Source organism: Streptomyces sp. NPDC055239 (assembly GCF_053606205.1).
Genome location: NZ_JBSGRD010000004.1, coordinates 388,226 through 411,843, shown reverse-complemented (window position 1 = coordinate 411,843; position 23,618 = coordinate 388,226). Strand labels below are relative to the sequence as shown.

Here is a 23,618-nt window from a genome sequence, read left to right as displayed (position 1 = left end):
CCGCGGTGTCACCACCTCCGCCCCCCTTGGGCCGTTCCCGCAAGCGGGCGGCCCACGCCTTCGACCCCGCGCTCGACGACGCCGAACTCGCCGCCGCCAGGACCGCTCTGGCCCAGGGCCGCTGGACCGAGGTCCGCGCGCTGCTCGCCGACACAGGCGACGACTGGGACCGCAGGGGCCACCGGTTCGACGTACTCGCGCAGGAGCACACCACCACCGCCTGGGCCCGTGACTGGCGGCTCGCCGAGCCCGAGAGCGTCGACGCCGCCCTCCTGCTCGCTTACGCCTCCGTGCACCACGCGCTGCGCGGCAAGGGTCGTTCCGAGAAGGCGCGGGACGCCTGCCGTGCAGTGGCCAGGCTGCTTCCCGCCGACCCCACGCCGTGGCTCGCGCTGCTGACCCTGGAGCGTTCCCTCGGCCTGGAGGAGGACGTGGTCCGGCTCTTCGACGAGGTCCGCCACCGCCACCCCGGGCACCACCACGCCCACCACCTGATGGTGGCCAGGCTCGCCGAGCGGCGCCCCGGGGCGGGCCAGGATCCACTGCACGAGGTGTACGACTTCGCCGCCTGGGCGGCCGAACAGGCGCCAGCCGATTCGCCGTTGGCGGTCCTGCCCGTCGTCGCGCACGCCGAGCGCTACCGCGTCCTTGCCACCGCGGGCAGCGAGCCCGCCGACCCCATGGCCTCCGGGCACTGGACGGGACGCCGGGCCCGCCAGGTCATGAAGGCCGCCTTCGACTGGTGGCTGGAGTGGGAGATGCGGCAGAGCAGGGCCCACCCGCGCTGTCGCGTCGACCTCAACTTCCTCGCCCACGCCAAATTCTGCGAGGGCAGAGCGGCAGAGTCGGCCGCCCTCTTCCATCGCATCGGGCGGCACGCCACCCCGGCGCCCTGGTCGTACCCGGACCGGAACCCGTACCAGGCGTTCACCGCCGCGCGCGACGCCGCGCTCGGCTCCGCCTGACCCACCGCACCAACCACCGCAGCAACCCACCGCACCAACCCGCCCACTTGACCCGCCCACTTGAAAGGACAACCGCGCCATGGCGACCGGCAGTTCGAGCAGCACGAGATCCGCGAGCGAAGCCGCCGAAGGCAGCGGGATCAGTACCTACAAGGGGCAGGAGACGGCACTGCGCGCCGGTCGTCTCGGCACGGCGGGCCTCCTCCTGTCCGTGCTCGCGGCGACAGGACCGCTCATGGTCGTCGCGGGTGTCATGCCCACCACATACGGCGTGATGGGCGTCGTCGGACAGCCGCTGCTCTTCCTCATCCTCGGCGTGGTCCTCGGCCTGTTCAGCTTCGGCTACGCCGAGATGAGCCGGCACGTCCACAACGCGGGCGCCTTCTACGCGTACATATCGAGGGGACTTGGCGGTACCGCGGGCGCGGGTGCCTCGCTCGTCGCGCTCGTCGCCTACAGCGTGCTGCAGGCAGGTCTCTACGGGCTCCTCGGCTTCGAGGTCTCCGGGCTGCTCAACACGTACTTCGACGTCGAAGTCGCCTGGTGGATACCGGCACTCGTCACCGTCGCCGTCGTCGCCGTACTCGCCTGGCTGAAGATCGACCTGAACGCGCGCGTGCTCGGCGTGCTGCTGCTCATCGAGGTGGCGCTCGTCGTCATCTTCGACATCGCGGCCATCGCGGACCCGGCCAAGGAAGGCCTGTCCCTGCACGCGTTCAACCCGGACACCCTCACGGGCGCGGGCGTCGCCACCTCGCTCTGCTTCTGCATCGCCGCCTTCACCGGCTTCGAGCAGGCTCCCGTGTACGCGGAGGAGACCAGCCGCCCGCAGGTCGTCGTCGCCCGCGTGATGTTCTTCGCGGTGGGCTTCGTCGCCATCTTCTTCGCGATCAGCTCCTGGGCGCTCACCGTCGCGGCCGGGCCCTCCGGCATCGTCCCCGCCGCACAGGAACAGAGCGCGGGGCTGCTCTTCGGGCTCACCGAGTCCCGACTCGGCGGCACCTTCACCGACGTACTCCATGTCCTGTTCGTGACCGGCATGTTCGCGGCGATCCTCTCCTTCCACAACGTGGTCGCGCGGTACGCCTTCGCCATGGGCCGGGAGAACCTGCTGCCCGCCACGTTCGGCAGGACCAACACCTCGACCGGCGCGCCCGGCACCGGCTCCCTGCTCCAGACGGTCGTCTCCGTCATCATCGTGGTGGCCTTCGCGGTGACCGACGACGGCAAGTTCGGCGACCCGACCGCGCCGGTCCTGCACCTGTTCACCTGGGGCGGCAACATCGGTGCCCTCGGCGTCATCCTCCTGATGGCCACGGCTTCCGTCGCGGTCATCGTGTTCTTCGTGCGCCGCGGGGCCGCGCGTACGCAGGCCTGGCGCATCGCCGCTTCGGCGCTCGCCGCGGTCGGCCTGCTCGTCATCGCGGGCTTCACCGTCAAGGACTTCGACGTCCTGGTCGGCGCGGGCCCCGGCTCGGCGCTCAGCTGGGTCCTTCCCGGCATCATCCTGCTCGCCGCGGTGATCGGCGTGGTCTACGGCGCGATCCTGCGCTCGACCAAGCCGGAGGCGCACGCGCGGATCGGCCTCGGCAACGAGGCGTTCCAGCTGGAGAAGGCGTCGGAGGAACCGTCCGGCAAGGTATGACGGAACGCTGACGGATCCTCGCGGCCCCTGTACCCCGGGGGCCGCGGGTGCTCGAATCAAGGGGTGACAACTCCCCCTTCCCGCAGGCCCGCGCAGGACGTCGCGGACGGCAAGGACGGCAAAGACGGCGGCGGCACGCCGGTCGGCCGCCGTCTGGTCCTCGGCATGCTCGGCCTCGGCGCCGTGGGCGTGGCCGCCGCGCAGCCGCTCCAGCGGGGCCTGGAATCCTTCCTGGGCGCCGCGTCCGACAAGGACCCCACGGGCCTGACGGACCTGCTCCCGAACGGCGGCGGCTTCCGCTACTACTCGGTGGCCGCGTCCGTCCCGCACAAGAGCGCGTCGACGTACCGCCTTAAAGTCGACGGCCTGGTGGATCACCCCACGACGTACTCCCTCACCCAACTGCGCGCCCTGCCGCAGACCCGTCTGGTGCGTGACGTCCAGTGCGTGACGGGCTGGCGCGTGCCGGGCACACCCTTCGAGGGCGTACGCCTCTCCCGGCTCCTGGACGCGGCGGGGGTACGTCCGACTGCCCGCGCCATCCGCTTCACGTGCTTCGACGGGACGTACAGCGAGAGCCTGACGCTGCGGCAGGCGCGGCGCAAGGACGTCCTGGTGGCCCTGCGCATGCAGGACAAGGACCTGGGCCACACCCACGGCGGCCCGGCCCGCCTCTACGCCGCCCCCATGTATTTCTACAAGTCGGCGAAGTGGCTCTCCGGGATCACGCTCACCGACGAGGTGGAGCCGGGGTACTGGGAGAAGCGGGGCTACGACGTCGACGCGTGGGTGGGTGATTCGAATGGCAGGGACGACGAGCCCACGGCTTGAGGCGGCTGCGGCGCGGGTGCGCAGGTTCAGCCCGGCGGAGCGCTGGGTGCACCGGATGACGGCGCTGTTGATGGGGGTGTGCGTCGGGACCGCGGCGTGCCTGTACGTTCCTCAGCTGGCCGAGCTCGTGGGGCGCCGCGCGCTTGTGGTGACCGTCCACGAATGGTCGGGCCTGCTGCTCCCGGCCCCGTTCCTCGCGGGCCTCGCGTCCCGCGCCTTCCGCGGCGACCTGCGCCTCCTGAACCGCTTCGGCCCGTACGACAAGGCCTGGCTGCGGCGTCGCACTCGGCGGGCGGGCAAGTTCAACGCGGGCCAGAAGCTGTACGCGGGCTGGCTGGCGGGAGCGGTCCTGGTGATGCTGGGCACGGGCCTGCTGATGTGGTTCACGCACCTCGCCCCCTTGGCCTGGCGCACGGGAAGCACGTTCGTCCACGACTGGCTTGCGCTGGCCCTTGGCGTGGTGATCGCAGGCCATGTGGGGATGGCGTGGGCGGACCCGGAGGCGAGGCGGGGGATGCGGACCGGGTCGGTGGACCCGGAGTGGGCGGAGCGGGAGCATTCGCTGTGGCGCAGGTAGGGCCTCCGGCGGTTTTCCCCCATCCCGCCCCTTCCCGAAACCAGGGGGCTCCGCCCCCTGGACCCCTGACAAGAAGTCCTCAATCGCCGGACGGGCTGAAATCTCTCAGCCCGTCCGGCGCTTGAGGACGAACTCGGCGAAGCCGGTGATGACGGCACGAACAAGGCACATGGCCCCCGCGCCGAGCGGGTTCTCGGGAAGGGGCGGGGTTGGGGAAAAGAACCCCCGCCCTGACCCCGGCTAAATCACCAGCGAAAGCAGCAGCACCAGCCCACCCGCAACCACGGAGATGATCGTCTCCATGACCGACCAGGTCTTGATCGTCTGCCCCACGTCAAGCCCGAAGTACTCCTTCACCAGCCAGAACCCCGCATCGTTCACATGCGAGAAGAAGAGCGATCCCGCCCCGATCGCAAGGACGAGCAGCGCCGTGTGCGAGTCGGACATGTCCGCGGCCAGCGGCGCCACAAGACCGGCGGCCGAGATGGTGGCCACCGTCGCCGACCCCGTCGCGAGCCGGATCACCACGGCGATCAGCCAAGCGAGCAGCAGAGCCGGAATCGACCAGTCCTTGGAGATCTCGAGGACCATCTGACCGACACCCGAGTCGATGAGGGTCTGCTTGAAGCCGCCACCCGCACCCACGATCATCAGCACACCGGCGATCGGCGCGAGCGACTTCTCGACGGTGGTCGAAAGCTGGCCCTTGGTGAAGCCGGCCGCACGGCCGAGAGTGAACATGCCCACGAGCACCGCCGCGAGCAGCGCGATCAGCGGCGAACCGACGACGTCGAAGACCCGCTGGACCGTGTGGTCGGGGTTGTCGACGATGATGTCGACCAGGGCCTTGGCCAGCATCATCACGACGGGCAGCAGCACGGTCGCGACCGTCACGCCGAACCCGGGACGCTTCTGAAGGTCCTCCGAAGGACGCTGCGGCATCATCTTCTCGGGAGCGGGGACATCAACCCACCGCGCCGCGTACTTCGAGAAGACAGGCCCGGCGATGATCACCGTAGGGATGGCGACGAGCACGCCGAGGGCGAGGGTGATGCCCAGGTTCGCGTCCACCGCGTCGATCGCGACCAGCGGACCGGGGTGCGGCGGAATGAGACCGTGCATCACGGACAGACCGGCGAGTGCCGGGATGCCGATCCGCATCAGTGAGTAGTTGCCGCGCTTGGCGACCATCAGGACGACCGGGATCAGCAGCACGATGCCGACCTCGAAGAAGAGCGGAAGCCCGATCACCGAGGCGATGAGGACCATCGCCCACGGCATTCCGCGCCCGCCCGCCTTGGCGAGGATCGTGTCGACGATCTGGTCGGCGCCGCCGGAGTCGGCGAGCAGCTTGCCGAGGATCGCGCCGAGAGCGATCAGCACACCCACGCCCGCGACCGTCGAGCCGAGACCGTTGGTGAAGCTGACGATCGCCTTGTCGAGCGGGGCGCCCGCGAAGGCGCCGAGGGCGAGCGATCCGATGGTCAGGGCCAGGAACGCGTGCAGCTTGAACTTCGTGATGAGCAGGACGATGACGGCGATGCCCGCGAGGACGGCGATACCTAGCTGGGCATGGCCCGCGGAGGTGATCGGCTCGACGGCGTCCGCTGCCAGCATCTCAACGCTGAGACTGGACACGGTGTCTTTCCTTGTGCGTCAGGGGAGGGGGTGCGGGGGAACGAGAAATCGGGGTGCGGGGGGGAACGGGAACTACTGGTCGAGCGCGCCCAGTGCCTCGAAGGCACGCTCGCTGATCTCTTGTGGACCGCCGGTGACGTCGACCGCGACGCCCGCCTCGTCCGCGCCGAGCGGCTGCAGCGTGGCGAACTGGGAGTCGAGCAGGGCCGTAGGCATGAAGTGGCCCTCCCGGTGGGACATCCGGTCCTCGATGAGGGCCCGGTCGCCGGTGAGGTGGACGAAGACGATGCCGGGAGCCTCGGCCCGCAACCGGTCGCGGTAGCTGCGCTTGAGCGCCGAGCTGCTGACCACGCCGCCGAGCCCGGCCCTGCCGTGGGCCCAGGCGCCGATGGCATCGAGCCACGGCCAGCGGTCGTCGTCGGTCAGCGGGGTCCCGGCCGACATCTTGGCGATGTTCGCCGGGGGGTGGAAGTCGTCGCCCTCGGCGTAGGGAACGCCGAGCTGTGCCGCGAGCAGGGGACCGATCGTTGTCTTGCCGGTTCCTGCCACGCCCATCACTACGACGACGTGGGGGGTGCTCATCGCTGTGCTGCCTCGCTGTCTTCTTCGACATCGGTCCGAGAACGAGCCACGGGACGGGGGAGACCCGTGGCTCGTTCACGTCACTGAAACCCATTAGGTCTGACAAATTCAAGAGTCTGTGACACAAAAGTCTGACTTTTTGTTCCCGAGAGGTCCCGCATACCCTGACGTCATGACCGCACAGGCCCGTGGGCTGCACGCTCGCGTACTGGAAAGCCTCGGGCCCGCCATCACCGGAGGCGAGTACCCGCCGGGCAGCGTGTTGCGCACGGACGAGCTGGCCCAGCGCTTCGAGGTGTCACGCTCCGTCGTACGGGAAGCGGTGCGGGTCCTGGAGTCGATGCACCTCGTCGAGTCCCGGCGCCGGGTCGGTGTGACCGTACTGCCCACGGCGGAGTGGAACGTCTACGACCCGCAGGTCATCCGGTGGCGTCTCGCGGGCGCCGACCGGCCGCGCCAGCTGCGCTCCCTCACGGTCCTGCGCTCGGCGATCGAACCGGCCGCCGCGGGGCTCGCGGCCCTGCACGCCACTCCCGAGCAGTGCGCGGCCCTCACCGAGTGCGCGCTCGGCATGGTCGCCACCTCGCGCGGACAGCAGCTCGAGGGCTACCTCTTCCACGACATCAACTTCCACCGCATCGTCCTAAACGCGTCGGGCAACGAGATGTTCGCCCGCCTCGGCGACGTCGTCGCGGAGGTCCTCGCGGGCCGCACCCACCACCAGGTCATGTTCGAGGACCCGGACCCGGCGGCCGTCACCCTGCACGTCAGGCTCGCGGAGGCGGTGCGGGAGAGCGACGCGGCGCGCGCGGAGGAGCTGACGCGGGAGATCGCCGTGGGGGCGCTGCACGAGCTGGACATCCTCGCCCCGTAGCGGCTCCGGAGCACGTACCCGCGTCGGGGACAATGGTCGGCATGTCCCGACGCGCCCCCCGTCCCCAGACCAGCTGCCCCTGCGGTCACCCCGAGCCGTACGAGAAGTGCTGCGGACGGCTGCACCGGGGTGAGGCCGTGGCCGCCGTGCCCGAGGAGCTGATGCGCTCCCGGTACTGCGCCTTCGCCGTCAAGGACGAGGCGTACCTCCTGCGCTCCTGGCATCCGCGCACCCGGCCGCCGCGCGTGGAGTTCGACCCGAATCTGCGCTGGGTCGGCCTGGAGATCCTGGACACGGCGGACGGCACCGCGTTCCACACCACCGGCACGGTCGAGTTCCGGGCCCGCTACACCGACGGGGGCCGCAAGGACGCCCTGCACGAGCGCAGCCGCTTCGAGCGGCTCGACGGGGCCTGGGTGTACGTCGACGGCGCCTTCATCGACTAGCTCGCCCGAGCCGCCTCAGCGGACGTCCCCGAACTCGCTCATGACCCCGGGCGGAGCCAGCGCGTTCACGTAGTGCCCAGGACCATGGTCCTCGAAGGAGTACGTGAACGGGACGTTCCGCGTCAGCGCGAGCCGGGCCGCGAAGAACGCCAGGGGCGCCACCACGGCGAGCCCCGCGAGGTTGTCCATCTGCGGATATCCCGGCGCCGGAGGACGCACCTCGACCCAGCCGGGCTGTCGGCCCGGCCCCCGCACAAGACCCGCCACGGCCCGCCCCATCGCCTGCACCCGGCTCGCTGCCGTGGCGCGCAGCCGCCCGCCGAGCAGATCGCCCGGCAGCGAAAGCGCCTCGATCATCGCGTCTGCCACGAGAGTGAGGGCGCCTTCGACCGCGCCCTGCTGCCGCCGATAGTGGAACTCGCGGCCGAAGGGCGCGTACGGCCCGACAGGACGCGGCGGCAGTGCGGGCACGACATCGCGGTCATAGATGTAGCGGATCAGCCGGTCGCGCAGCACGTGGACGCCCCGCCGGTCGCAGGCCCGGTGGCAGGCGGCGGCGAAGTCGGGCCCGCCGAGCATGGGCTGGCCGAAGGTGTAGACGGCCCTCAGCTTCTCCGCGACCGCGGCGTACCGGGGCTCGTGCATCAGGACCACGCCCATCAGCGCCGCCATCGCACCGCCGAGGCTGTGCCCGGTGACGTAGAGCGCCTCCATCCCCTCGCCCACCGTGCCCTGTTCGTCGGGGTCGACCGACTCGCCGCGCATCGCCCGCTCCAGGGCCTGCATGACCAGGTAACGGGATGCCCGCATGTTGCGGTAGAACCCCGCGTGGACCTCATACCGCTCGCCGTCGAGGTCCACGCGGAGCGTCTCGGGCCGTACGTCGGCGTCCGTGAGGATGCTGATGATGTCCTCGGGCTGGGTACCGCGGTAGCAGAGGATCACCACCCGCCGGTCCTTGTCCTGAAGGAGGTACGCCGCCGAGGTGACGTAGAGCGCGTCCACCCGCTGCTCGAAGACCCGGCAGCGGTTCTCCTCCAGGCCGATCCTCGCCATGATCATGGCGAGCGTCTCCGGGTCCGCGGCCTGCGGGGTGCCCGCGTACGCGTAGGCCGCGCAGGTCGCGAGGGCGTGCGGGACGACGCCCTCCGGGTCGGGCTGCGAGGTGTTCGCCAACAGCCGCTCCACCAGGTCCGGATAGACCGGGAAGGCCCCTGTGGGGCCGGTTCCGGTGGCCTCCTTGAACGGGCGCAGATCGGAGAAGGACGGCGCCTTGGCGTGCTGGTCCCGCATGTCTTCCCCCGGAACGTGCGGTGGCGGCAAGGGAGTTGCGAGCACACCACCGGGCCTGACCCGCAGTCAACTGGTCGGCGCCCCGCCCGCGTCCGCCCGTCACGGTCCGGCCATCGGCGGGCCCCGCTCCTGGGGTTGTTGTGGGAGGAGACCCCAGAGGGACGACCGGACGATCACCCGAGCCGTCCCCTCACGGCCACCCCAGCGCCCCCGACGGGCCCAAATGCCTTTCTCCGCCTGCCTGTTCGTCCCCCAGGTCACGCCCCGCACATAGGCGGGAACCCGCGCTGCGGCCGTCCCGCGCCACCAGTAGCGTCCTAGCCCCGTCCCGTACGCCTGCGTGCGAAGGAAGCTCCTGATGGCCGACACCGGACAGTACGAGCAGACCTACGAGCGATACGCGGGCGGCAGCCCCGAGGCGGAGCACCGCCTCTTCGAGCGCCTGGCCCGCGAGATCATGAAGGTCCAGGACAAGAACCGGAGCGCCGGCGGCGCCGGCTCCCTCGCGCGCACCCAGCACGCGAAACCCGCGCTCGCCGTGGAGAACGCCCGCCTCACCTTCCGCGACGACCTGCCAGAGGCCCTGCGCGCGGGGTTCGCCCAGCCGGGCGCCGAGTACCGGGCGACCGTCCGGCTCTCCAACGCGAGCGGCACCCGGCAGCCCGACGCCGTGGCCGACCTGCGCGGCGTGGCCGTGCGCGTGACGGTGTCGGACGAGGAGAGCCACGACCTGCTCGCCACCAACTTCCCGGTGTCGCACGCCCGTGACGCCCGTGAGTTCGTCGCCTTCGCCAAGGCCATGGCGGGCGCCACCAATCCGGTGCAAAAGGCCTTCGGTCTGCTCGTGAAGCTCCCGCTCGCCGTCGGCCTGTCCACCGCGACCCGGATGCGGCGCAACATCCAGGCCGCCACCCGGCACACGGTCAACAGCCTCGCAAGGGAGACGTACTGGAGCCGCGGCGCCATCCTCTGGGGCGAGGCGGGCCCGGTCCGCTACCTCCTGCGCCCCGTCGTGGGCAGCGCCCCCGAGCCGAAGCCCGAGCGCCGCGACCCCGGCTTCCTCCACCGCGAGCTCGCACACCGCCTCGTCACGTCGGACATCGCCTTCGAGCTGTGCGTCCAGCGGTACGTGGACGAGAAGCGCACGCCCGTAGAGGACGGCTCCGTGGAGTGGAAGGACATCATCACGCCCGCGGTGCCGATCGGACGCCTCACCGTGCCACGCCAGGACCTGGCCACCGCCGATGCCATGGCGGCGGCGGGGCGGGTGGAGGAGCTCGCCTTCAACCCCTGGTACACGACCGACGAGTTCCGCCCCCTGGGCAATCTCAACCGCGCCCGCAAAGCCGCGTACGAAGCGAGCGCCGCCCACCGCCAGGGCCTGCGCTTCACCACGGGGGAGCCGCTGCGCAACACGGTGCTCGACATCCCGGTCGCCCGGTTCTTCGCGGCGCTCAACCGCTATGTGCCCTGGTACAGGCTGCCGGTGGACGCGAGCCTGCTGAACCTGGTCTTCCTGCGCAAGGTGCTCAGGCGCCTCAACCTCATCGACACCGACATCCCCGAGGCACCGCCGAAGGCCGTCCCCGTGCCCGCGCCGGTCGACGAGCGGCTGCGTACGGCCCGGTCGTACGACGGGAGGTACAACGACCTCTCCAAGCCCTCCATGGGAGCCGTCGGCGCGCCCTTCGGGCGCAACCTGAAACCGGACTACCGGCCCGACCTCTTCGACACTCCGAACCCGGTCACCGTCAGCCGCACACTGCTGCAGCGCGAGACCTTCGTGCCCGCGACCTCGCTCAACATCCTGGCCGCCGCCTGGATCCAGTTCCAGGTCCACGACTGGGTCAACCACCGCCGCTACCCCGTCGGCGGCAAGGCCGTCGAGGTCCCGCTGCCGGGCGGCAGCACCTGGCACAACACCCCCGGCGGCCCCGCCGAGAACGTGATGCGCTTCGCCGAGAACGACGGCATCCACCTGCCCGGCAACGAGCCCCCGATCCTCTTCGCCAACACCGCCTCCCACTGGTGGGACGGCTCCGAGGTGTACGGCGCGGACGAGCGGACCGCGAAGTTCCTGCGCGAGGCGGACGGCAGCGCCAACCTCCGTCTGGAGGAAGGCCATCTGCCCGTCGGCCAGAACGGCATCCCGCTCGCCGGCTTCAACGAGAACTGGTGGCTCGGCCTCAGTGTGATGCACACCCTCTTCGCCCGCGAGCACAACGCGGTCTGCGCGGCGCTGCGCCGCGAGTACCCCGCGATGAGCGAGGACAGCATCTACCACACGGCACGTCTGGTCGTCTCCGCACTCATCGCCAAGATCCACACGGTGGAGTGGACCCCTGCGATCCTCGCCACCGAGGCCATCGACGTCGGTCTGCACACCAACTGGGAGGGCCCGCCGGACAAGTGGCTGAACAAGCTTGGCCTGTGGCTCCTGGAGGCCCACTCGCTGACCGGCATCCCCAAGACGCTGCCGGACCACCAGTCGGCGCCGTACTCCCTCACCGAGGACTTCGTCACCGTCTACCGGATGCACCCGCTGATCCCCGACGACTACGTGATGCGCGAGCACCACTTCGGGCAGCGCCTGGAGAACCTCGGCTTCCAGGACATCCAGGGCGGCGCGGCCGAGGCCGCCATCCGCAAGACGGGCCTCGCCGACACCCTCTACTCGTTCGGCATCGCCCACCCCGGCGCGATCACCCTCAACAACTACCCGCGCGCGCTCCAGCACTTCGAGCGCGACGGCGAGATCATCGACCTGTCGGTCGTCGACCTCGTCCGCAGCCGCAGGCGGGGCGTGCCGCGCTACAACGACTTCCGCGCGGGCCTGCACAAGCCGCGCATCAGCCGCTTCGAGGACCTGAGTCAGGACCCCGAGACCGTCGCGCGCCTGAGGGACGTCTACGACTCGGTCGACGAGATCGACACCGTGGTCGGCCTGTTCGCCGAGAACCCGCCGACCGGCTTCGGCTTCAGCGACACGGCCTTCCGCGTCTTCATCCTGATGGCCACGCGGCGCCTGCAGAGCGACCGCTTCCTGACCGTCGACTACCGCCCCGAGATCTACACGCCGCTCGGCATCGACTGGGTCGAGAAGGGCGGCATGAAGTCCGTGATCCAGCGGCACGCCCCGGACCTCGCGGGCCTGCTGCCGCGCGGCGCGAGCGCGTTCGCGCCGTGGCGGCAGGTGCAGCCGGTGCGGGACGGTGGCAGCGATGCCGCAGGCTGAGGACGCGTCCGACAGCAGGGCGGACGGACACCACCCCGGCCTTGCCGACCTCCTCGTACGCCCCCTCCTGGAGACGGTCTGGCGCCGCCGCACCCACCGGGTGAGCCGCGGCGTCAACGTCCCCGCGGGATCGATGAGTTACGTCTCCAAGGACGCCCCGCAGCCGCTGACCGACCTGGAGGAAGCGGTCCTGATCGCCCTCACCGGCTGCACCGGGCTCACCATGCCGGACCGCCCCTTCGAGGACCCGCGCGACGGCAAGCCGATCATGGCGAAGCCGAACCTGACCATGGCGGGGCGTACGGCGGGCAGTCCCGACAACGCGCAGGGCACGCACTTCTTCCTGATCAACGACACCGGCACGTACTACCTGCGGAAGCTGCCACCGGCGCCCGAGGAACCCTTCGACGCCCCGACCCTGACCGCCCGCGCACGGGAGGCCAAGGTCAAGGTCCTCGACCACCGTCTGGACGTGGCGCAGGGCCTGCGGGACTTCCCGGCCTACCTGGACTCGAACCGCTTCCTGTCCAACCTGCCGGGCACGACGGTCCTGTTCCCGGTGGTGGACCTGTCCCACCAGTACATCAACGCCCTGATGTACCTGCTCACGCAGCCGGACGGGGCGCGGCCCACGCTGGTGGACGACCGGAACTTCTACCGTCCCGCGGGCGTGAAGAAGTGGATCAAGAACGGCTTCCTGAACGAGAAGGTGAAGCTGCCCCTGGGGTCCCTCGGCCCGCTCCGCACCCAGATCGAGGCGGACCTGCTGCTCCAGAACGTGATGCTGGTCGCCGAGGCGATGGGCCTCGGCGCCTGGATCCACGCCTCCATCAACCCTCAGATCGCCCTGGGAGACCCGAAGTTCACCCGCACCTACGGCCACATGCTCGGCTTCACCTTCGTCACCCCGCGCTGGCGCCCGGCCGACGTGTGGCGCTGGCACATCCCGCTCCCCAAGTACGCGAACGTACGCTCGCACCCGGTGGGCCTGAAGGCGCCGGGCGGTGAGCAGCTGATCTCCGCCGCGTGTCCGCCCGCGTTCGCGACGATGTCCGACGCGGTGGACGCGGTGATCCGCGAGAAGTTCGGCCCCGGGGGCGTCTACAGCGACAAGGACGTCTTCAGCCGCGTCTACCGGGAGGACTACGGGCAGCGCTATCTGGCCGAGGCGAGCGAGTACGAGGAGCGGGTGATCGACTGCGCCCGCGACATCTGCGCGTACATCCTGCGGACGCACCGCCGCTTCCCCGCCCACACGGACGCGATCCACGTCCCCGGAATCTGGCTCCAGGCCCACCACGTGGAGAGCGAGTACTACGACAAGTACTTCACCCAGGGCCTGACACCGGCGCATCGCCGCCACCAAGGCCTGTGGGACGACTAGGTCCCTGCTCCTCCCGCCACCCGCGGGGTTGACCTGCCGCACGCCTCACCGGATAAGTGCCGCTGCACCGCCGCGAGTTGACGCGGACAGGGGTCGTTTCCCCCAGCCCGCGACGTGGTGGCGCCAATCCCGGGCAGAGGCGCCACGCTACTGAAGAGGGCACTGGGTCCGCAGAACCAACAAGCCGACTGAAGCGTCTATCTGGCCGAGTGAGCCGCGAGGCATGTTCAGCTCTTCAGGAGGTTTCGTCTTGGCGGCACCACTTCTTCCCGGCGACCCGCGGCAGTTGGGCTCCTTCTATCTCGACGGCCGACTCGGCGCGGGCGGTCAGGGCGTGGTGTACGAGGGCTACGGCGCCGATGGCAAGAGGGTGGCCGTCAAGGCCCTGCACGGAGTGAGTGACGGCGACCGGGACATGCTCCGCAAGGAGATCCGGGCCTGGCGCCGGGTGGCGCCCTTCTGCACCATCAGGATTCTCCACGCCGACCTGGACGGACCGATCCCGTTCGTCGTCAGCGAGTACGTGGCCGGCCCGGATCTGCGGCATGCCGTCAAGAACGGCGACCCGTACGGGCCGGAGGAACTGCGCCGTCTGGCGATCGGTGTGGCCACGGCGCTTGTGGCCATCCACCGGGCCAAAGTGGTCCACCGGGACCTCAAGCCCGAGAACATCCTCCTCGGCCCCGACGGCCCGCGCGTGATCGACTTCGGCATCGCCCGGGTCATGGAGGGGACTGCCACGGCCGGACTGCCCATGGGCACCCTCCGCTACATGCCGCCCGAGCGCTACCGCGGCCAGAACGGCGACGGCAAGGTCGACGTGTGGGGCTGGGGCGCCGTCGTCCTGTTCGCCGCGACCGGCCGCCACGCCTTCGACGGCGAGATCGCGGCGGCGGTGGTGTATCAGGTCGACACCCACGAACCCGACACCTCCCAGCTGGAGGAGCCGCTCAGGTCCCTGGTATCGGCATCGCTGTCCAAAGACCCCGCGGACCGGCCGACATCAGAGCAGCTGCTCCTGTCCCTCGTCGGCCGCGCGGACCTCGCCGACGTCGTGAAGGACGTAGTTCCCGGAAACCCGCTCGAACCCGCCGAGCCCTCGCGCGGCGAGGTGGCCGAGGCGGTGTTCGACCGCCTGGGCGCCACGGCGCAGGAGGCCGTCTCCCCTGTCCTGCTGCGCCTGGTCGCGCCGGGCGAACGTGCCGAGGACACACTGCGCTCGGCACGCCGAGCAGAGTTCACTGACGGCCAGACCTCGGAGCAGGTCCTTGAGCAGGTTCTGCAATCGTTCACCGAGGCCGGGATCCTGGTCTGGGAGGGCGAGGACGTCACGTTGTCCAGCGCCGCGCTGATCCGGTCCTGGCCTCGCCTTCGTGACTGGGTGGAGGCCGAACGCGCCGGTCTGGGCGTCCATCAGCGCCTGTCCGAAGCATCCCGGGTCTGGGACGGCCACGGCCATAAGAACAGCGACCTGCTTCAGGGAACGGCCCTGGAACGCGCGAGGGACTGGGCCGCCACGGGCCGTCGCCACCTCGCCCTCAACCGGATCGAACGTGACTTCCTGGACGCCGGATCGGGACTGGCTCGTCGCCGTGGCCGGTTGCGTGTCCTGCTCAGCGCCGTCCTGGCCGTCCTGCTGATCGTCGCGGTCGGTGCCGCAGCCATCGCGTTCGACCAACGGCAGACCGTCACCAGCCAGCGTGACCGCGCCGCCTCGGCCCAGGTGGCCGGTACCGCCCAGGCGCTTCGCCGCTCGGATCCCCAGCTCGCGCGGCGGCTCGCGGTGGCGTCCGCCCGGCTGGCCGGCACTCCCGAGTCCTGGTCGGCCCTGCTGGCCCTGAACAACCAACGGGAAGACGACGCGCTCAAACTGCCCGGCTTCGTGGCGACGGAATCCGATCTCGACGGCACCGGAGGGATCTTCGCGGCCGCAGCGGACACACGTGTGGAATTCTGGAACGTCCGGACCCGCAAGAAGATCAGCTCCTATACCGCCCCGGCCAAGGTCCATCAGGTGGACCTGTCCGACGACGGCAAGTCAGCCACCGTGAGCACCGCTGACGGAAAAACCCGTCTGCTCAGCGTCTCAAGCGCCGGCCCGCGCGGCACTCACGCTTATCCCACCGCCAAGCAGGACAGCGGATACTGGCCGAGGACAGCGCTCAGCCCCCTGGGCACCTATCTGATGTCCGAATCGATGGACTCGGACATGAAGTCCACACTGGCGATCTGGGACACCCGCACCACCAAGAAGATCATCACGGTGAGCTCCCACAGCCCCGTCTCCCTCTTGGACGACACCTCGTTCTCCCCGGACGAACGAGTGCTCTCCCTGCCCGAAGGCCGCCGGGGGAAGCCATTCACCTGGTACGACACGCACACCAAGAAGAAACTCCCCGTCCCCGTCCCCTACCTCGGGGTCAAGGCTGGCGACATCAGGGGGCCCGTTGTGTTCAGCCCGGACGGAAAGTCCGCGGCCCTGACACTGAAGGGCGGCAAGATCAGCGTGTTCGACCGCGCCAAGGGATGGACCGGCACCACTCTCAGCGGCGCCGAGGATGCTACGGACTATCCCGTCCACTTCAGCCACAACGGCCGGTATCTCATCCAGAACGCCGTCGTCTGGGACACGTCGACGTACGGTCTGGACGCGCTTGTCCTGCGCTTCGAGACCACTCAGAGCGAGTGCTATCCCCGGACGGCCCTGCGTTTCACGGCAGACGGCGCGAAGCTCCGGTGCGCCGGGACCGACGGCATCGTCCGGTCCTTCGACATCAGCTCCTTCACCAAAGCTCCCGCGTCGGCCGGAAGCTTCTACGAGGATGGCGCGGTGAGCGCCGACCGGCGGACCCTCGCGCTCCGCCAAGGCAATGCCATCGACATCAGGTCCCTGCCATCACGGACCAAGCGTTCCACCGTGCGCAGCAAGGGCGGGCTCATGGAGAAGATGCAGCTCAGCCGCGATGGGCGGCTGCTCGCGGTCTTCGCCGACAACAAGATCGAAATCTTGGACACGACCAAGAAGAAGCCGCCGCTCGGCAGTCTGCCCATCTTTGAGAAGGACGAGCACGACGCGGCAACGCGGGAGTTCGCCTTCTCACCGGACAACAAGTCGCTTGCCGCCCAGATCGTGACGAAGAGCGGTACCAACGTCCTGACGTTCTGGGACCTGGCCACCATGCGCCGGATCCGTGAAGTGCGCGCCGACCTCGGCAACGCCGACAACGGAGGGGCCGTCTTCTTCCAGCCCGACGGCAAATCCGTGATCGCCGCCCCGAACTTCGGCAGGGTCGCTTTCCCCTCAGGCCGGGTCCTCACCAAGGGCACCCCGAGCTTGGAGGCAGACTCCATCAGCGACGACGGCGCGACGCTGTACACCTACCCCCGTGGCTACCGGGCCTACATCCGGCTCTGGGACGCCCAGACACTCCTGCCCGCAGGAGACGACCTGCGGACCGGCCCGGTGACTCCCCCCTTGATCGCACCGGAAAGGGCCACCGCCGCCTCGCCCGACGGCCGGCTGTTCGCCACCGCGCACCAGTCCGGACCCACATCTCAGATCAAGGTATGGGATGCCCGCACCCGGACCCAGCTCGGCGTCTCACTCACGGGGCGCGTCAACAATTTCGTCGCGCTCGCGTTCAGCCCCGACGGAACGGCGCTGACCGGCGTGGACAAACAGGGCAGATTCCTCACTCGCACCGTCAGCCCCGCGCGGCTGGCCCGAGACCTCTGCACCAGGTCAGGCCCACTCACCGAACAGGAATGGAAAACCCACATCCCTGACGTCCCGTACCGCAAGACATGTTGACCCTGGTGGGACGGACCCACTGGCGGTGGTGGGCGAAGGGCGGTCGGATGGCCGGAGTCGGCAGCGTCGTTCCAGGTGGGGGCATGGCGCTGCGGCGTTCGGCGAGCATTTCGCCGAACTCGCGGGTGTGTCCGGCGATGCTGGCCTCATCGGTGGGCTGCGACGCACGGCGAGGACCACGGTCGGCTGGGTAGGGGCGTGGCCAGCAGTTCGTTCCACCTCGTGATTACCCGCCCTGTCCGCACGCTCTAGCTCCCCGGGCTGTCGTGCTCGGCCGGGGCCGGATTGCGGAGTCGGCGCAGCGGGCCTGGGACGCCCCGGCCGGGTGCCCGTTCGGCGGTACTCCGGGCTGGCTCCCCGGCGATTGCGGGTAGGCGATCCGACATGCCCCCAGCATCTGGTACGCCGCACCACGGCGGCTCCGCGCAGCACGAACCCTGGTTCCGGCGTCTTCACCGCCGCCTCATGGCCTCAGTGGTCGGGCTCGCCTGGAACCGTGGGCGCGAGATGGAGCTGATGCATCGCGCCATGGGCTTCGCGGCGCTCAGCTTCCTCACGCTCGTGCCTCTCCTCGTCGTCGTCGCCGCGGCCGACCTGGCGAGGGGAGAGGGCTTCGCCCGATGGCTGGTGCAGGGGCTCGGGGTTTCCGAGGTGCCGCAGGAGGACATCGAGCGACTGTTCGGCGTGCCGGGGCGGGCGTTGCAGCGGACCACGGCGTTCGGCCTCGCCGCGCTTGCCGCGTTCGGCGTGACCTTCGGATCCGCCGTGCAGACCGGCTACGAACGCGTCTGGGACCTGCCCCCGGCGCGCTGGCACACCATGTGGCGGCACGTCGTCTGGCTGGCCGTGCTCGTCTTCTTCCTGCTGCTCTTCGTCACCGCGCCCTCGCCGGGGGAGTCGTCCGCCGTCGAGACCGCCCTCGTCACCGCGGGCGACGCCATCGGTGTCTTCCTCTTCTTCTGGTGGTCGCAGCGCCTGCTCCTCTGTGGCCGGATCCGATGGCGTGCCCTGGCTCCCGGCGCCGCCGCGACCGCCTTGGGGCTGCTCGGGCTTCGGGTCTTCTCGCAGTTCGTCTTCTCTCCGCTGATCGCGTCGAACGCGGTGACGTACGGCCCGTTCGGCACCGTGCTGATCCTGCAGTCCTGGCTGGTGGGGGTGGGCTTCGTCGTGTACGGCGGGGCACTTGTGGGGCGCCTCGTCCACGAGCAGCGGGTACTGCGCAGGCATGTCTCGTAGCCGCCCGCCAAGGGCTCATGCCCTCCGGAACACGAGCAGTTCGGTCCGCCCGCCGCTGAGCGGCACGAAATGGCTGCCCAGCAACGAAAGTCCCCGTTGAGCCAGGCGGTCGAGGAGCCACGTGCGCGAGATCATGCCGTAGAGGGTCGCTCCACTGGAGACCCAGTTCTTCGTCGTCGCTTCGTCGAGGCAGTTCTCGTTCACCACGTCGAACGCGACGACCCCGCCCGGGCGCACGACCCGTGCCATCTCGTCGAGATAACCGACGGTCACGACCAGCGGGATGTAGACGAACACCTTGTGGGCGTGCGCGAGATCCACCGACTCGGTGGCAGTGGCGTTCAGGGTGTGTCCGTCGGCGGGCTGCACGACCACGTTCGGCAGCGACCTCAGGCGGCGCAGCCAGTCTCCCGCGGTCTCGTAGACCTCGTAGGCGTCCGGGTTCGTCGCTGCGGTCACCCTGGCCGCGTACCGGCCTGAGCCCGCGCCGATCTCGCACACGCGCTCCACGTGCCCACCGAGGTTCCCCAGCCGCAGCAGCGCGTTCACGGTCTCGGCGGTCGCGCCCGGAGCGGCGCTGTAGCGGTCTATGTGGTCCTCGACGGACACTCCCTCCCGCCGGGCCGCCGCCAATGTCCTACGGGCGGACAGGAACGGCTGGATCGCCGGGTCGTCGCTGTGCCCACGGACCATCTGCACACCGAAGGGACGCAGTACGCGGTTCACCCCGTTGCGAGTGGCACTCAGCGCGGACATATTTGCCTCCATCGCCAACTTCGTCAGGTTTTGCAGGACCTGACCACGAAATCGGAGGCCTGGGTCATTCCGTGAGTAGGAATCCCGCCCAGTTCCACGAAGGGGGTGGCGGAAGCAGCTGACTTGTGCTGTACATGCCGGATATGCACCTCGGCGAGGCGAGGCGAGGCGAGGCGAGGCAACGCAATGCAGAGCGCCGGTCGGGATTTCTCCCGACCGGCGCTCTGTTGGTCAATCGTTGGTGTCCGAGGGGGGACTTGAACCCCCACGCCCGTTAAAGGGCACTAGCACCTCAAGCTAGCGCGTCTGCCATTCCGCCACCCGGACCGGTGGTCTGTCGCGGTTTCCCGCGGCGACGTGGAAAACCATAGCAAACATTCGGGGGCCTCCGATCACCCGGGCGATCACCCAGGTCATCCGCGTGAACGGCGTATGACGGCGGGCGCCCGGCCTTGGGTGTCGAGGGGTCGGCGCGGGAGGATGAGGGGGACCACCAGGAGCGATAGCGGGAGGAACCATCGTGAGCGAGTCGAGCAGGGCCGACAGGGCGGGCGAGGCGGACCGGTCGCGGCCCGTCACCGGCGAGGACGAGGTCGTCGATCTCTGCCGCGATCTGATCCGCATGGACACGAGCAACTACGGCGACCACTCGGGTCCGGGCGAGCGCAAGGCGGCCGAGTACATCGCGGAGAAGCTCGCCGAGGTGGGGCTCGAACCGCAGATCTTCGAATCGCATCCCGGCCGGGCCTCCACGGTGGCCCGCATCGAGGGCGAGGACCGCTCACGGCCCGCGCTGCTCATCCACGGCCACACCGACGTCGTACCGGCGAACGCCCAGGACTGGACGCACCACCCCTTCTCCGGGGAGATCGCGGACGGCTGTGTGTGGGGCCGCGGCGCCGTCGACATGAAGGACATGGACGCGATGACCCTCGCGGTCGTCCGTGAGCGCATGCGCACCGGCCGCAAGCCTCCGCGCGACATCGTGCTGTCCTTCATGGCCGACGAGGAGGCCGGCGGCACGTTCGGCGCGCGCTATCTCGTCGACAACCACCCGGAGCTCTTCGAGGGCGTCACGGAGGCCATCAGCGAGGTCGGCGGCTTCTCCTTCCAGGTCAACGAGGACCTGCGCCTCTATCTCATCGAGACGGCCCAGAAGGGCATGCACTGGATGAAGCTCACCGTGGACGGCACCGCCGGTCACGGTTCGATGATCCACAAGGACAACGCCATCACCGAACTGTCCGAGGCCGTGGGCCGGCTCGGGCGGCACAAGTTCCCGGTGCGGGTCACCAAGACGCTGCGGCACTTCCTGGACGAGCTCGGCGACGCGCTCGGCACCGAGCTCGACCCCGAGAACATGGACGAGACGCTCGTCAAGCTCGGCGGCATGGCCAAGCTCATCGGCGCCTCGCTGAAGAACACCGCCAACCCGACCCAGCTGGGCGCGGGCTACAAGGTCAACGTCATCCCGGGGCAGGCGACGGCCCACGTCGACGGCCGCTTCCTGCCGGGCTACGAGGAGGAGTTCCTCGCCGACCTTGACCGGCTCCTCGGCCCGAACGTCAAGCGCACGGACGTGCACGCGGACAAGGCCCTGGAGACGACCTTCGACGGCGCGCTCGTCGACGCCATGCAGACGGCGCTCCAGGCCGAGGACCCGATCGCCAAGGCCGTGCCGTACATGCTCTCCGCGGGCACCGACGCCAAGTCCTTCGACGACCTCGGCATCCGCGGCTTCGGCTTCGCACCGCTGAAGCTGCCGCCGGAGCTGGACTTCGCGGGCATGTTCCACGGTGTGGACGAGCGGGTGCCGGTGGACGGCCTCAAGTTCGGTGTGCGCGTGCTCGACCGTTTCATCGATGCGTCCTGAGCGCCGGTCCACGCGCCCTCCGGCGGTGGAGAAGCGATGGAAATACGTGCTTAAACGAAACTCCAATAATCGTCAGCACGTACGTACTTGACTGAAAAGAGTGAAAGGGACCATAGGCTCGTAGCCCCAATGGCTCCTCCTCGTTACAGGTGGTGCGGTCCGCGGCTGGGATCGCATTGCCAACAAGGAGGAACAATGATCAAGAAGGTCGTCGCTGCTGCGGCTGCCACTGGTGGTCTCGTGCTCGCGTGTGCGGGTATCGCTGCTGCCGACGCCGGTGCCCAGGGTGCCGCCGTGAAGTCTCCCGGCGTGCTCTCGGGCAACGTCGTGCAGGCGCCCATCCACGTGCCGGTGAACGTCTGCGGCAACACGGTCTCCGTGATCGGGCTGCTGAACCCCGCCTTCGGCAACACCTGCGCCAACGTCTGACGTTGTCGTGACTCACCCCATGAGGGTCTGAGTCCGTCGGCCCCGGAGTGTGTGCATTGCACTCCGGGGCCGTCGGGCATTCCGTGTACGTGTCCCAAGGCGCGTACACATTCCTGAAGGTCATAAGGCAGGGAAAACCTATGCGACAGGTCACTCGTAAGGGCCTGATCACGGTGGCGGCCGCGACGGGCGTACTCGCCATCAGCGGTGGCTACGCACACGCTGACGCGGGCGCCCGCGGGGGTGCGTCGGACTCTCCGGGCGTGCTGTCCGGCAACTCGGTCCAGCTCCCGGTGCACGTGCCGGCGAACGTCTGCGGCAACACCGTCAACGTCGTCGGGGTGCTCAACCCCGCGGTGGGCAACAGCTGCTCCAACACCTCGCACGGAGGTGGCAGCGGCTCGCACAAGCCCTCGGGCGGCGGGTCCGGGGCGCACGGACACAGCAGCAACTCGCCCGGTGTCGGCTCAGGCAACAACGTTCAGGCGCCGGTCGACGTGCCGGTGAACGTCTGCGGCGACAGCGTCACCATCGGCGGTCTCGGCAACGCGACCACCGGCAACGGCTGCGCCAACGACTCGGGCGACGTGCCCCCGGGACACCCGGGACACCCGGGGGAGCCGGGCCACCCCGGGGAGCCTGGGAACCCGGGAGAGCCTGGCAACCCGGGGCATCCGGGAGAGCCGGGCAACCCGGGGCATCCGGGGGAGCCCGGGAACCCGGGCAACCCCGGCAATCCGGGAGAGCCTGGGAACCCGGGAGAGCCGGGGAAGCCCGCTGCGCCGGGCGAGAAGCCGGTGGACGACCGGGCGATCCCGAACCAGCCTGCGGCGCAGGCCATCGACATGCCGAAGGGCTCGGAGTCGCTCGCGCACACGGGCAGCGACCTGCCGATGGGCGTAGTGCTTCCGGTGGGCGCGGGCATGCTGCTCGCGGGGACGGTGCTGTACCGCAGGGCGCGGTCGGCCGCTTGATCAGGGGGCGCGTCGCCGCCTGATCCGATACATGGAACGGAGGGTGTCCGCCTGGTCGGGCGCCCTCCGTTCCGGCTGTCTCACTTCACCAGGTGGCCCGCAGCTGGCGGATGATCCGCCGCTTCAGCCGCACCCTGCGGCTGCCGTCCGAATGCAGGCTCAGGCGGTCCAACTCCCAGTGTCCGTACTCAGCGTGGTCCGTCAGCAGGCGCGTTGCTTCCTTGCGGGTGACCCCGCGCGGCACATACACGTCGACAAATTCGTATTCCGGCATCGCATCTATTGTGCAAGTACGGGCCCGGTACGGATAGCGTCTGCACTATGTCTGATGCTGCGCAGCCCACCGCTGCCGAGGTACGCGCCGCCGCCGAGGCGGTCAAGACCGCGCTCGACCGTCACCTTGCCGCGGTCGAACGCAGGTCGGGGGAGGACGACCCGGCCGTCTACGAAGCGTTCAACGAGCTGGCCGCCGCGGCCGAGGAGTACGACGAGCTCCTCTACGACCGCTATGACGAGGTCACCCCCTTCGAGATCCCCGGCTCGGACAGCGATGTGCTGCCGCCGTACCAGGGCCCTCAGGACGCGAACGCGCTGAGCGTGCTGATCCGCAGGGACTACGCCGTGGCGGAGCCGCAGCGGCTCCTCGCGCAGGCTCAGCGGGTCGCGGACCTCGACGCGGACACGGCGGGCGAAGGTCCCGCGGGCGCGGCGGCGGGCAGCAGTGTGCATGCCGCTCTCGGTGTGCTCTTCGGCGAGTTCGAACCGGACGAAATCGCATCGCGGCACAAGGAATTCGGCCTCGAGGAGGGCGACTCCACGCTCTGGGTCACCGCGGCGGACGAGCCCGCGGAACCGGGGGAGTGGCTCGACGCCCCCTTCGACCAGGCCGACCCGCACCGGGTCGTGTGCCGCTTCGACGTCAGCGCGGTCTTCGACGACGAACCGGACGACGCCCATGTCCGCGTGGATGCCGACGCCGTCGCGGTCCTCGAGGAACTCGACGAGCTCGACGAGGTGGACGCGGTCGACGTCGACGACGACAGAAGCCCCCTGGACGCCGATCGCTGAC

General features: G+C 69.7%; 19 protein-coding genes and 1 tRNA gene. 14 read left to right on the top strand and 6 right to left on the bottom strand.

Features of this window, described 5'->3' with window-relative positions; genetic code table 11:
- Positions 1-5: 5 nt before the first annotated feature.
- From ACWFRJ_RS17335 to ACWFRJ_RS17320, 4 genes are all read left to right on the top strand, one after another.
- Positions 6-965, top strand: a complete 960-nt coding sequence (locus ACWFRJ_RS17335) for a hypothetical protein (RefSeq protein WP_453530670.1) — start codon at positions 6-8, stop codon at positions 963-965.
- Positions 966-1,044: 79 nt separating this feature from the next.
- The gene (locus ACWFRJ_RS17330) at positions 1,045-2,610 is read left to right on the top strand and encodes an APC family permease (RefSeq protein WP_453530667.1); all 1,566 of its coding nucleotides are present in this window, start codon (positions 1,045-1,047) and stop codon (positions 2,608-2,610) included.
- Between the two features lie 165 nt (positions 2,611-2,775).
- Positions 2,776-3,441 (top strand): molybdopterin-dependent oxidoreductase, encoded by a 666-nt coding sequence (locus tag ACWFRJ_RS17325; RefSeq protein ID WP_453531186.1) that lies wholly within the window; start codon positions 2,776-2,778, stop codon positions 3,439-3,441.
- Positions 3,413-4,018, top strand: coding sequence for a cytochrome b/b6 domain-containing protein (locus ACWFRJ_RS17320; RefSeq protein WP_453530664.1), 606 nt, complete (start codon positions 3,413-3,415; stop codon positions 4,016-4,018). Before ACWFRJ_RS17325 ends, ACWFRJ_RS17320 begins: the two co-directional genes overlap by 29 nt.
- Positions 4,019-4,258: 240 nt before the next feature.
- Here ACWFRJ_RS17320 and ACWFRJ_RS17315 read toward each other — a convergent pair whose 3' ends face one another.
- Entirely contained in the window at positions 4,259-5,656 is a 1,398-nt protein-coding gene (locus ACWFRJ_RS17315) for a GntT/GntP/DsdX family permease (RefSeq protein WP_453530661.1), read from the bottom strand.
- Between the two features lie 72 nt (positions 5,657-5,728).
- A complete protein-coding gene (locus tag ACWFRJ_RS17310; RefSeq protein ID WP_453530658.1) occupies positions 5,729-6,238 on the bottom strand; it encodes a gluconokinase in 510 nt (169 codons plus the stop codon).
- A gap of 172 nt (positions 6,239-6,410) precedes the next feature.
- On the opposite strand from ACWFRJ_RS17310, the gene ACWFRJ_RS17305 reads away from it, so the two are divergent.
- Positions 6,411-7,112, top strand: a complete 702-nt coding sequence (locus ACWFRJ_RS17305) for a FadR/GntR family transcriptional regulator (protein WP_453530655.1) — start codon at positions 6,411-6,413, stop codon at positions 7,110-7,112.
- A gap of 41 nt (positions 7,113-7,153) precedes the next feature.
- A complete protein-coding gene (locus tag ACWFRJ_RS17300; RefSeq protein WP_453530652.1) occupies positions 7,154-7,558 on the top strand; it encodes a YchJ family protein in 405 nt (134 codons plus the stop codon).
- Between the two features lie 15 nt (positions 7,559-7,573).
- Here the strand turns inward: ACWFRJ_RS17300 and ACWFRJ_RS17295 are convergent, their stop codons facing one another.
- On the bottom strand, positions 7,574-8,851 hold the full coding sequence (locus ACWFRJ_RS17295) for a lipase family protein (RefSeq protein WP_453530650.1): 1,278 nt from the start codon (positions 8,849-8,851) through the stop codon (positions 7,574-7,576).
- Between the two features lie 358 nt (positions 8,852-9,209).
- Here ACWFRJ_RS17295 and ACWFRJ_RS17290 point away from each other — a divergent pair, with 358 nt between their 5' ends.
- The 4 genes from ACWFRJ_RS17290 (at position 9,210) to ACWFRJ_RS17275 (ending at position 18,517) form a co-directional block, all read left to right on the top strand.
- The gene (locus ACWFRJ_RS17290; protein ID WP_453530647.1) at positions 9,210-12,086 is read left to right on the top strand and encodes a peroxidase family protein; all 2,877 of its coding nucleotides are present in this window, start codon (positions 9,210-9,212) and stop codon (positions 12,084-12,086) included.
- Complete coding sequence (locus tag ACWFRJ_RS17285) at positions 12,073-13,470, top strand: hypothetical protein (protein WP_453530644.1); 1,398 nt, start codon at positions 12,073-12,075, stop codon at positions 13,468-13,470. Before ACWFRJ_RS17290 ends, ACWFRJ_RS17285 begins: the two co-directional genes overlap by 14 nt.
- A 250-nt stretch (positions 13,471-13,720) precedes the next feature.
- On the top strand, positions 13,721-17,281 hold the full coding sequence (locus tag ACWFRJ_RS17280; RefSeq protein WP_453530641.1) for a protein kinase domain-containing protein: 3,561 nt from the start codon (positions 13,721-13,723) through the stop codon (positions 17,279-17,281).
- A 384-nt stretch (positions 17,282-17,665) separates the two neighbouring features.
- Positions 17,666-18,517, top strand: a complete 852-nt coding sequence (locus tag ACWFRJ_RS17275; RefSeq protein ID WP_453530638.1) for a YhjD/YihY/BrkB family envelope integrity protein — start codon at positions 17,666-17,668, stop codon at positions 18,515-18,517.
- 15 nt (positions 18,518-18,532) lie between these two features.
- Here ACWFRJ_RS17275 and ACWFRJ_RS17270 read toward each other — a convergent pair whose 3' ends face one another.
- Together ACWFRJ_RS17270 and ACWFRJ_RS17265 are read right to left on the bottom strand one after the other, a co-directional pair.
- A complete protein-coding gene (locus ACWFRJ_RS17270; RefSeq protein WP_453530635.1) occupies positions 18,533-19,273 on the bottom strand; it encodes a class I SAM-dependent methyltransferase in 741 nt (246 codons plus the stop codon).
- A 239-nt stretch (positions 19,274-19,512) separates the two neighbouring features.
- Positions 19,513-19,600, bottom strand: a tRNA-Leu gene (locus ACWFRJ_RS17265).
- 193 nt (positions 19,601-19,793) lie between these two features.
- Between ACWFRJ_RS17265 and ACWFRJ_RS17260 the strand changes: the two genes are divergently transcribed.
- The 3 genes from ACWFRJ_RS17260 to ACWFRJ_RS17250 all read left to right on the top strand — a co-directional run bounded on the left by ACWFRJ_RS17260 (position 19,794) and on the right by ACWFRJ_RS17250 (position 22,549).
- Positions 19,794-21,146, top strand: a complete 1,353-nt coding sequence (locus ACWFRJ_RS17260) for a M20/M25/M40 family metallo-hydrolase (protein WP_453530632.1) — start codon at positions 19,794-19,796, stop codon at positions 21,144-21,146.
- A gap of 195 nt (positions 21,147-21,341) precedes the next feature.
- The gene (gene chpH / locus ACWFRJ_RS17255) at positions 21,342-21,575 is read left to right on the top strand and encodes a chaplin ChpH (protein ID WP_453530629.1); all 234 of its coding nucleotides are present in this window, start codon (positions 21,342-21,344) and stop codon (positions 21,573-21,575) included.
- Positions 21,576-21,715: 140 nt separating this feature from the next.
- Positions 21,716-22,549, top strand: a complete 834-nt coding sequence (locus ACWFRJ_RS17250; RefSeq protein WP_453530626.1) for a chaplin family protein — start codon at positions 21,716-21,718, stop codon at positions 22,547-22,549.
- Between the two features lie 85 nt (positions 22,550-22,634).
- On the opposite strand, the gene ACWFRJ_RS17245 is transcribed toward ACWFRJ_RS17250, so the two are convergent.
- Positions 22,635-22,823, bottom strand: coding sequence for a DUF5703 family protein (locus ACWFRJ_RS17245; RefSeq protein ID WP_055544534.1), 189 nt, complete (start codon positions 22,821-22,823; stop codon positions 22,635-22,637).
- 47 nt (positions 22,824-22,870) lie between these two features.
- Here ACWFRJ_RS17245 and ACWFRJ_RS17240 point away from each other — a divergent pair, with 47 nt between their 5' ends.
- Positions 22,871-23,617, top strand: coding sequence for a hypothetical protein (locus ACWFRJ_RS17240; protein WP_453530623.1), 747 nt, complete (start codon positions 22,871-22,873; stop codon positions 23,615-23,617).
- Position 23,618: the final 1 nt, after the last annotated feature.

Coding starts and splice junctions, on each gene's coding strand:
- ACWFRJ_RS17305 (WP_453530655.1), top strand. CDS start 6,411: ATGACCGCACAGGCCCGTGGGCTGCACGCTCGCGTACTGGAAAGCCTC.
- ACWFRJ_RS17245 (WP_055544534.1), bottom strand. CDS start 22,823: ATGCCGGAATACGAATTTGTCGACGTGTATGTGCCGCGCGGGGTCACC.
- ACWFRJ_RS17290 (WP_453530647.1), top strand. CDS start 9,210: ATGGCCGACACCGGACAGTACGAGCAGACCTACGAGCGATACGCGGGC.
- ACWFRJ_RS17250 (WP_453530626.1), top strand. CDS start 21,716: ATGCGACAGGTCACTCGTAAGGGCCTGATCACGGTGGCGGCCGCGACG.
- ACWFRJ_RS17325 (WP_453531186.1), top strand. CDS start 2,776: ATGCTCGGCCTCGGCGCCGTGGGCGTGGCCGCCGCGCAGCCGCTCCAG.
- ACWFRJ_RS17240 (WP_453530623.1), top strand. CDS start 22,871: ATGTCTGATGCTGCGCAGCCCACCGCTGCCGAGGTACGCGCCGCCGCC.
- ACWFRJ_RS17275 (WP_453530638.1), top strand. CDS start 17,666: ATGCCCCCAGCATCTGGTACGCCGCACCACGGCGGCTCCGCGCAGCAC.
- ACWFRJ_RS17295 (WP_453530650.1), bottom strand. CDS start 8,851: ATGCGGGACCAGCACGCCAAGGCGCCGTCCTTCTCCGATCTGCGCCCG.
- ACWFRJ_RS17300 (WP_453530652.1), top strand. CDS start 7,154: ATGTCCCGACGCGCCCCCCGTCCCCAGACCAGCTGCCCCTGCGGTCAC.
- ACWFRJ_RS17330 (WP_453530667.1), top strand. CDS start 1,045: ATGGCGACCGGCAGTTCGAGCAGCACGAGATCCGCGAGCGAAGCCGCC.
- chpH (WP_453530629.1), top strand. CDS start 21,342: ATGATCAAGAAGGTCGTCGCTGCTGCGGCTGCCACTGGTGGTCTCGTG.
- ACWFRJ_RS17310 (WP_453530658.1), bottom strand. CDS start 6,238: ATGAGCACCCCCCACGTCGTCGTAGTGATGGGCGTGGCAGGAACCGGC.
- ACWFRJ_RS17270 (WP_453530635.1), bottom strand. CDS start 19,273: ATGTCCGCGCTGAGTGCCACTCGCAACGGGGTGAACCGCGTACTGCGT.
- ACWFRJ_RS17320 (WP_453530664.1), top strand. CDS start 3,413: ATGGCAGGGACGACGAGCCCACGGCTTGAGGCGGCTGCGGCGCGGGTG.
- ACWFRJ_RS17285 (WP_453530644.1), top strand. CDS start 12,073: ATGCCGCAGGCTGAGGACGCGTCCGACAGCAGGGCGGACGGACACCAC.